This is a genomic window from Streptomyces sp. PU-14G, from assembly GCF_041028275.1.
Lineage (GTDB): Bacteria > Actinomycetota > Actinomycetes > Streptomycetales > Streptomycetaceae > Streptomyces.
In genome coordinates this window covers 1-6,003 of the sequence record NZ_JASKYT010000367.1, presented here as the reverse complement: position 1 = coordinate 6,003, position 6,003 = coordinate 1, and the positions used below count along the sequence as shown (strand labels likewise).

At 71.9% G+C, this 6,003-nt stretch carries 6 protein-coding genes; 1 reads left to right on the top strand and 5 read right to left on the bottom strand.

The window, feature by feature from the left end:
- Nucleotides 1-230: 230 nt before the first annotated feature.
- Nucleotides 231-2,012: a biotin carboxylase N-terminal domain-containing protein gene (locus AB8Z75_RS28960; protein ID WP_369207104.1), complete on the bottom strand. Its 1,782-nt coding sequence runs from the start codon at nt 2,010-2,012 to the stop codon at nt 231-233.
- Nucleotides 2,013-2,422: 410 nt separating this feature from the next.
- Between AB8Z75_RS28960 and AB8Z75_RS28955 the strand changes: the two genes are divergently transcribed.
- Nucleotides 2,423-2,905: a hypothetical protein gene (locus tag AB8Z75_RS28955; protein ID WP_369207102.1), complete on the top strand. Its 483-nt coding sequence runs from the start codon at nt 2,423-2,425 to the stop codon at nt 2,903-2,905.
- Here the strand turns inward: AB8Z75_RS28955 and AB8Z75_RS28950 are convergent.
- The 4 genes from AB8Z75_RS28950 to AB8Z75_RS28935 all read right to left on the bottom strand — a co-directional run bounded on the left by AB8Z75_RS28950 (nt 2,880) and on the right by AB8Z75_RS28935 (nt 5,697).
- On the bottom strand, nt 2,880-3,497 hold the full coding sequence (locus AB8Z75_RS28950; RefSeq protein ID WP_369207100.1) for a nucleoside triphosphate pyrophosphatase: 618 nt from the start codon (nt 3,495-3,497) through the stop codon (nt 2,880-2,882). The genes AB8Z75_RS28955 and AB8Z75_RS28950 overlap by 26 nt on opposite strands.
- A 60-nt stretch (nt 3,498-3,557) precedes the next feature.
- A complete protein-coding gene (gene mmpB, locus AB8Z75_RS28945; RefSeq protein ID WP_369207098.1) occupies nt 3,558-3,695 on the bottom strand; it encodes a morphogenic membrane protein MmpB in 138 nt (45 codons plus the stop codon).
- Nucleotides 3,696-3,836: 141 nt separating this feature from the next.
- On the bottom strand, nt 3,837-4,082 hold the full coding sequence (locus tag AB8Z75_RS28940) for an acyl-CoA carboxylase subunit epsilon (RefSeq protein ID WP_369207096.1): 246 nt from the start codon (nt 4,080-4,082) through the stop codon (nt 3,837-3,839).
- A gap of 10 nt (nt 4,083-4,092) precedes the next feature.
- Nucleotides 4,093-5,697 (bottom strand): acyl-CoA carboxylase subunit beta, encoded by a 1,605-nt coding sequence (locus AB8Z75_RS28935; RefSeq protein ID WP_369207094.1) that lies wholly within the window; start codon nt 5,695-5,697, stop codon nt 4,093-4,095.
- Between the last annotated feature and the right edge of the window lie 306 nt (nt 5,698-6,003).

Sequence of the window (6,003 nt, the reverse complement as noted above, 5' to 3'; positions counted from 1 at the left end):
CCCCCCACCCACCTGCGGCCCACGGCCACGCCGGGGCCCCGGGTGGCCGACCTGGCGCCGCGCCGCCGCTGACCCACCACACGCCGTCGGCCCCCCCCCCCCCCCCCCCCCCCCCCCCCCGCACAAGGGGGCTGGGCGCCGCCGCTGACCCACCACACGCCGTCGGCGCGGTGCCCGGCCCCCTTGTGCGGGGGCCGGGCACCGCCGACGGCGTCGGACGAGGGCCGGGCTCAGTCCTTGATCTCGCAGATGACGGCGCCGGAGGAGACCGAGGCGCCGATCTCGGCCTTGAGGTCCTTCACGGTGCCGGCCCGGTGGGCGTTCAGCGGCTGCTCCATCTTCATCGCCTCCAGGACGATGACCAGTTCGCCCTCCTCGACGACCTGACCCTCCTCCACGGCGACCTTCACGATGGTGCCCTGCATGGGGGAGGCGAGCGCGTCACCGGAGGCCGCTGAGCCGGACTTCTTGGCGGCCTTCCTGCGGGGCTTGCGTGCGCCGCCCTCGACGGCGGCACGCGCCAGCGGCATGCCCAGCGACGAGGGGAGGGAGACCTCCAGGCGCTTGCCGCCGACCTCGACGACGACCGTCTCGCGGGCCGTCTCCTCGGCGTCCTCGTCCTCGCCCGCCGACGGCGCGAACGGCTTGATCTCGTTGACGAACTCCGTCTCGATCCACCGGGTGTGGACGTCGAAGGGCTCGCCCGTGCGGCCGGTCACCTCGGGGGCGAACGCGGCGTCGCGCACCACGGTGCGGTGGAAGGTCAGCGCGGTGGCCATCCCCGACACCTCGAACTCGTCCAGCGCCCGCGCCGCACGCTCCAGGGCCTGGCCGCGGCTCGCGCCGGAGACGATCAGCTTCGCCAGCAGCGAGTCCCACGCGGGGCCGATGACCGACCCCGACTCCACGCCGGCGTCCAGCCGTACGCCGGGGCCCGTGGGCGGCGCGAACGTGGTGACCGTACCCGGCGCCGGGAGGAAGTTGCGGCCCGGGTCCTCGCCGTTGATGCGGAACTCGAAGGAGTGACCGCGCACCGGCGGGTCGTCGTAGCCCAGCTCCTCGCCGTCGGCGATGCGGAACATCTCGCGGACCAGGTCGAGGCCCGTGACCTCTTCGGTGACCGGGTGCTCAACCTGGAGGCGGGTGTTGACCTCCAGGAAGGAGATCGTGCCGTCCTGGCCGACGAGGAACTCGCAGGTGCCCGCGCCCTCGTAGCCGGCCTCACTCAGGATCGCCTTGGAGGCCCGGTACAGCTCGGCGTTCTGCTCGTCGCTCAGGTACGGGGCCGGGGCCTCCTCGACCAGCTTCTGGTGGCGGCGCTGGAGCGAGCAGTCACGCGTGGAGACGACCACGACGTTGCCGTGCTTGTCGGCCAGGCACTGGGTCTCCACGTGCCGGGGGCGGTCCAGGTAGCGCTCGACGAAGCACTCGCCGCGGCCGAAGGCGGCCACGGCCTCGCGCACGGCCGAGTCGTACAGCTCGGGCACTTCTTCCAGTGTGCGGGCGACCTTCAGGCCGCGTCCGCCGCCGCCGAAGGCCGCCTTGATGGCGATGGGCAGGCCGTGTTCCTCGGCGAAGGCGACGACCTCGTCAGCGCCGGAGACCGGGTCCTTGGTGCCGGCGACCAGCGGGGCTCCGGCGCGCTGCGCGATGTGCCTCGCTGCGACCTTGTCGCCCAGGTCGCGGATGGCGTGCGGGGGCGGGCCGATCCAGTTGAGCCCCGCGTCCAGCACCGCCTGCGCGAACTCGGCGTTCTCCGACAGGAATCCGTAACCGGGGTGGACGGCGTCAGCGCCCGAGTCGGCGGCGGCCTTGAGGACCTTGGTCATGTCCAGGTAGCTGGCCGCGGGGGTGTCACCGCCCAACGCGTAGGCCTCGTCGGCCACCCGGACGTGGAGTGCGTCCCGGTCCGGCTCGGCATAGACGGCGACGCTCGCGATTCCCGCGTCCTTGCACGCGCGGGCGACGCGGACGGCGATTTCGCCGCGGTTGGCGATGAGCACCTTGCGCACGATGGCTCCCTCCTTGAAACAAGCTGAGTTTAGGTACTGGCGACACCTGACGCCGAGCCGCCCAGGGGGGTGAGCTTGCCCACACGGAGTGTCGTGCGCGTCTCGCGCGGAACCGGATCTCCCCTCGTCATCCCACGGTACGCCGCTTGCGGGCCTCCGTTGTCCGTCTCCGGGGTGTGGGCTAACTCTCTGTCCACAGCACCTGGAGGAACGGGAGGTCTTTGTGGATTCCCTACGAGAGGAGAAGGGAAATTTTGCTGTGCGCCGTTTCCCTTGCCCCGGCATGTACCCGCCAGTAGCGTTCGCCCTGGCGAGTACACGTACCTGGAGTAACCCGGGCGCGTCGAGCGGGCGGGCCGCAACAGGCGTCCCGCCGAGGGAAGATGCAAGCCACAGAAGGGGTGGGGGCGGTGCCAGTGCGCAGACGAGCGGTGGCCGCGGTGACGGCGTTGGTGCTGACGCTGGAGGCGGCCGTACTCGTAGGACTGAATCTCTTCCTCGGCAAGGTCGCCGACGTCCAGCAGATGTCGCTGGCGGGCATCGAGCCGCGCGCCATGACGGTCTCCGCGGTGATCGGAGCCGTGCTGGTCGGCGGCTACGTGCTCACCTGCGCGCTGATCCTCGCCCGCACGGCGGTCCGCGACCTGCCACCGCGCGGCTTCTGGCGCATCGTGCTGATCAGCTGCGCCGTCGTCCACGGCGTGCTCGGCGCCTTCTGCGTCGGCCTGGTGGGCTGGACGGCCTTCGTGGTGCTGATGGTGGTGCTCGGCCTCATCGTGTGGTCGCTGACCTGGTACGGCGAGGCCGCCGGCGAGCAGGTCGAGCAGCCGGCCGGAAGCGGAACGGCCGCCCCCGCGCAGGACGCGGTCAGCGCGCCACCCACAGGTCGGTGACGGCGACCCCCAGATCGGCCAGCAGCCTGCGCAGCGTCGGCAGTGAGAGCCCCAGCACGTTCCCGTGGTCGCCCTCGATGCCCTCCACGAACGGGCCCGAGCGGCCGTCCAGCGTGAAGGCGCCCGCCACGTGCAGCGGTTCGCCGCTCGCCACGTAGGCGGCGATCTCCTCGTCGGACGGGTCACCGAAGTGCACCGTCGTCGAAGCCGTCACCGAACAGCGCGCTTCCGCCGTCCGGGTGTCGACCAGGCAGTGCCCGGTGTGCAGCACGCCCGAGCGGCCCCGCATGTCCTTCCAGCGGGCCGCCGCCTCCGAAGCGTCCGCCGGCTTGCCCAGCGCCCGCCCGTCCAGCTCCAGCACCGAGTCGCAGCCCACGACCAGCGCACCCGCCGCCTCGGCCCGGCCCGCGACCGCCGCCGCCTTCGCCTCTGCCAGCACCCGCGCCAGCTCCGAGGGCGTCGACGCGTCGATCGCGTCCTCGTCCACGCCGCTGACGACGACCTCCGGCGCCATCCCCGCCTGCCGCAGCAGCGCGAGACGGGCAGGGGAGGCGGAGGCGAGGACGAGACGCGGTGAGTTCATGCGAGCCATCGTAAGGACCCGCCCCCCGTGCCGCGCACCCCGCGCACGCGCCTGGCGGGCCCGGGCGGCTCACGAATAAGCCACCGACAACAGCAGCAGCATCACGACCGCCACCACCAGCAGCAGCACCCAGCCGAGACGGTGCACCTTCTCCTGGGTCCTGCGCAGTTCCGGCGGCGGCTCGTCGCGGGGGTCGGACCACAGCATGCGCCCCATGGTGGAGCCGCGCGGGCGCCCCCGCCTGAGTACGCGTACTCAGATGCGGGCGCCCCGCGGACACCGGTCGCCCCGGCGGGCACCGGGCGCCCCGCGGACACCGGTCGCCCCGGCGGGCACAGGGCCTGCCCGTCACCCCGGCCAGTACGTACGCCGCCAGGCACCCGGACCCGGCTGCGGCAGCCCGCGCGGCACCGTACGGGCCGGCTGGGACCACGCGCTCGGCACCCGGCGGCCCGGCTCACCGGGCGCCACGGCCGACGCGCGGGCCCGCACCACCGCCAGCGCGGCGGCCAGCTCCTCCGGCGTCGGGTTGCCCCGCACGACCCGGATGGGCGGCTCGGGCGCCTGGGGGCATGTCTCCACGGAATCCGTCATCGCGGCCTCCTCACAGCGGGATGTTGCCGTGCTTCTTCGGCGGAAGCTGCTCGCGCTTGGTGCGCAGCGTGCGCAGACCGCGGGTGATGTGACGGCGGGTCTCGGCGGGACGGATCACCGCGTCCACGTAGCCGCGCTCGGCCGCCACGTACGGGTTGAGCAGCGCGTCCTCGTACTCCTGTGTGAGCTGGGCGCGCAGCTCCTCGGTCTGGTCGGGCGTGCCCGCCGCGGCCAGCTTCTTGCGGTGCAGGATGTTGACCGCGCCCTGGGCGCCCATCACGGCGATCTGCGCCGTCGGCCAGGCGAAGTTGAGGTCGGCGCCCAGGTGCTTGGACCCCATCACGTCGTACGCGCCGCCGAACGCCTTCCGCGTGATCACCGTGACCAGCGGCACCGTCGCCTCCGCGTACGCGTAGATCAGCTTGGCGCCGCGCCGGATGATCCCGTCGTACTCCTGGTCGGTCCCCGGCAGGAAGCCCGGGACGTCCACGAACGTGAGGACCGGCACGTTGAACGCGTCGCAGGTGCGCACGAACCGCGCCGCCTTCTCGCTCGCGTCGATGTTCAGACACCCGGCGAACTGCAGCGGCTGGTTGGCCACCACGCCGACCGGCTGGCCCTCGATCCGGCCGAAACCGGTGATGATGTTCGGCGCGAACAGCGCCTGCGTCTCCAGGAACTCCCCGTCGTCGACCACGTGCTCGATGACGCCGTGCATGTCGTACGGCTGGTTCGCCGAGTCCGGGATGAGGGTGTCCAGCTCCCGGTCCTCGTCCGAGGTCTCCAGATCCGCCTCTTCGGCGAAGGCCGGCGGCTCCGAGAGGTTGTTGGACGGAAGGTAGGACAGCAGCGCCTTCACGTACTCGATGGCGTCCTTCTCGTCACCCGCCAGGTGATGCGCGACGCCGGACGTGGCGTTGTGCGTCCGCGCCCCGCCCAACTCCTCGAACCCGACGTCCTCACCCGTGACCGTCTTGATGACGTCGGGCCCCGTGATGAACATGTGCGAGGTCTGGTCCACCATCACCGTGAAGTCCGTGATGGCGGGCGAGTAGACGGCTCCGCCCGCACAGGGGCCCAGAATGAGGGAGATCTGCGGAATCACGCCGGAGGCGTGCGTGTTGCGGCGGAAGATCTCCGCGAACAGGCCGAGCGCCGCCACGCCCTCCTGGATACGGGCGCCGCCGCCGTCGTTGATGCCGATGACCGGGCAGCCGGTCTTCAGCGCGAAGTCCATCACCTTGACGATCTTCTCGCCGTAGACCTCGCCCAGGGCGCCACCGAAGATCGTGAAGTCCTGCGAGAACACGCAGACGGGGCGGCCGTCGATGGTGCCGTAACCCGTGACGACGCCGTCGCCGTACGGGCGGTTCGCCTCCAGGCCGAAATTCGTCGAGCGGTGGCGGGCGAACTCGTCCAACTCCGTGAACGACCCCTCGTCCAGCAGGAGTTCCACGCGCTCGCGCGCGGTCAGCTTGCCCTTCGCGTGCTGCTTCTCCACCGCGCGCTCCGAGCCCGCGTGCACGGCTTCCTTCGTGCGGTGCTCGAAATCCGCGAGTTTGCCCGCGGTGGTGTGGATGTCGAGGTCGTCGATGTCTGGGCTGGGCGAGGACATCTCGGAGGGCTCCTAACCGTCACGGGGTGGCTACCGATCCGTAGGCTATCTGCGGCACGGACGTTACGGAGTGCGTCATTGGCCACACCGCTGTGCCCCTCTGTTGCCGCACCCAATGGCTGGGCACCCATGCGCCGGTGCCGCCCCCTTTGCCGGGGCTCTGCCCCATGGTCTTCCCCTTCTTTCGTGAGTGTGCCCTCGGCCGTGGTGGGGGCTCCGCCCCCATACCCCCGGGCCTCGCCGGCCAGGCGTTGGGGCGGCTCCTCCCCCAGACTCCGTCCGGGGGGACCCCCACCCCAACTGCCC

What these genes read in the sequence shown, in the direction of transcription:
- mmpB (WP_369207098.1), bottom strand. Translation starts at nt 3,695, where the DNA reads ATGCTGTGGTCCGACCCCCGCGACGAGCCGCCGCCGGAACTGCGCAGG.
- AB8Z75_RS28935 (WP_369207094.1), bottom strand. Translation starts at nt 5,697, where the DNA reads ATGTCCTCGCCCAGCCCAGACATCGACGACCTCGACATCCACACCACC.
- AB8Z75_RS28940 (WP_369207096.1), bottom strand. Translation starts at nt 4,082, where the DNA reads ATGACGGATTCCGTGGAGACATGCCCCCAGGCGCCCGAGCCGCCCATC.
- AB8Z75_RS28950 (WP_369207100.1), bottom strand. Translation starts at nt 3,497, where the DNA reads ATGGCTCGCATGAACTCACCGCGTCTCGTCCTCGCCTCCGCCTCCCCT.